Source organism: Saccharospirillum impatiens DSM 12546 (assembly GCF_000423605.1).
Lineage (GTDB): Bacteria > Pseudomonadota > Gammaproteobacteria > Pseudomonadales > Natronospirillaceae > Saccharospirillum > Saccharospirillum impatiens.
Map to the genome: position 1 here is coordinate 1 of NZ_AUIH01000140.1, position 1,762 is coordinate 1,762.

4 protein-coding genes are annotated in these 1,762 nt (G+C 44.6%); all 4 read right to left on the reverse strand.

Annotation, left to right across the window (positions count from 1 at the left end; translation table 11 throughout):
* Positions 1-333 (reverse strand): polymorphic toxin-type HINT domain-containing protein (locus G565_RS25380; protein ID WP_245584232.1); only part of this gene is annotated, 333 nt, incomplete at its 3' end.
* Positions 334-337: 4 nt separating this feature from the next.
* A complete protein-coding gene (locus G565_RS0120885) occupies positions 338-787 on the reverse strand; it encodes a hypothetical protein (RefSeq protein ID WP_157600194.1) in 450 nt (149 codons plus the stop codon).
* A gap of 77 nt (positions 788-864) precedes the next feature.
* On the reverse strand, positions 865-1,404 hold the full coding sequence (locus G565_RS0120890; protein WP_028672531.1) for a DUF3885 domain-containing protein: 540 nt from the start codon (positions 1,402-1,404) through the stop codon (positions 865-867).
* On the reverse strand, positions 1,404-1,762 hold a 359-nt coding region (locus tag G565_RS26970), incomplete at its 5' end, for a hypothetical protein (RefSeq protein WP_211227248.1). The genes G565_RS26970 and G565_RS0120890, both read right to left, overlap by 1 nt.

Genomic DNA, 1,762 nt, shown 5'->3' on the forward strand with positions numbered 1-1,762 from the left:
CACCCACAACCCAAACTCACCCACGAAGTAGGTCTCGTAGTCCTCCACCGTGTAGTTGTAGGCCACCAACTCCAGTGGGCTAAGGTCTACGTCCAACACTTCCACGGGCTGCTGGGTGTGGGTCGCGACCTGCTGACCTACGGTCAGTTCATCGCCTCGGGTAAAGCCCCGCCCCATAACATAGAACGGATGCTCACCGGTAGCAACTAGGGTTTCACGTTGGCTCTCGGTGTTGCCTACGGTGATGGTCAGGCCATCGGCGTGGTAGTGGATGTAGGCATCGAGGATGCGAATGACTCGCCGCGTCTGTGCCACCCCACAGCCCTTCCTCATCACGTCAGAAATCCTGTTCGCTTACGTCAATTTCGGTCAGCCATACATCATCACTGGCGGTGTATTGATAACGCATGGTAGCCCCTTGGTCGAGTATCGGCCGAATGTTCGCCATGCTACAGCTTTGTGTAATTACAATGGGCCGCATGAGATTTTCCAGTTCTTCCGCAGGCATCTCCTGCGATGTGAGCGTAAGGATTTTATAGTCATAGATCAACGTTGTCTGCTCTGCAGTAAGTTGTACCAGAACAGTGTCTTCATCGATTTTAGCTGGCAGTATCGGGTTGGTTTGATCGACAATAGCGATGAGCAGCGCACCAAGCGCTGCACTGTCGTGTACGGAAGGAGTGCGATCGTCAGCAGCCGGTAAGTTGTCTGCACTAGCTAATACTATTGTGCTAAACGACAACCCAAGGGCGAAGAAATAGCTTTTCAAATGTAGCTCCTGTTTCATTTTCGTGATTTCCAGACTGTGAACAGTGCATATATTTCGACCATGAATTATTGCTTTATGAGTGCCATCGACAGTAATCATCCATGAATAATTACGTCCATACCTCTATCATCATAAACGTTAATTACTGCATCCAGACTTTCATTAGCAACAAAGAAATCACCATTCAAAAAATCATCACCATCAAGACATACAAATCTATTAATAAAAAGGTTTAATATTTTAAATATTATAGTCTTGCTCGCAACAAACCCCCATACAGTAAAGTATGTTTCATCCATGATGAACTTTGTCTGATCAAATTCAAAACGCTCTTTAAGGTTTGGAATAATATCCTCTAGTGACCTACTTGAGTCTTTAGAAGAAGACCAAACAACAAAAGCATATCCCGTTGAGTCAATGCCAACGTATCCCAGTGCCTTTGAGAATTCATCTAAGATGAGCGTTTTAAGGTCTTCACCCTTTTTCGAACGTATACTGGTTTCCGCTTTTTGTTGATCAAAATATATTCTATAAGATCTCTTAAAATCAGGGTCGTCTCCAAATCTATTATAAGGTCCCACGCGGAAAATATCGCTTATGGGGAATTTCTCTGAAATTCTAAGGAAAATATCCATTAGTCACTTACAACCAAAAAACTACCATCTTCATCAAAGACTCCTGTCTCTCTATTTCCATCTCTATCAAAACGCTTCCAGGCATCATCAGCCCTATGCCCAGCCTTATCAGGTGAATAATATCGATTTGAGTCCTTATCATAATAAACTGGGTTCTCCCCAACCGCTCTTTGAACTCTGCTTGGTACATTGCCGGAAACGTTTTTAAAACCTTTATCTTCCGCTATATCTCGTGCTCGTCTATTTGTTAATACCCTACAAGAATTATGCACCCACAACCCAAACTCACCCACGAAGTAGGTCTCGTAGTCCTCCACCGTGTAGTTGTAGGCCACCAACTCCAGTGGGCTAAGGTCTA

Bases quoted from the DNA above. Each gene is read 5' to 3' on its own strand.
- G565_RS0120890 (WP_028672531.1), bottom strand. From the start codon at position 1,404: ATGGATATTTTCCTTAGAATTTCAGAGAAATTCCCCATAAGCGATATT.
- G565_RS0120885 (WP_157600194.1), bottom strand. From the start codon at position 787: ATGAAACAGGAGCTACATTTGAAAAGCTATTTCTTCGCCCTTGGGTTG.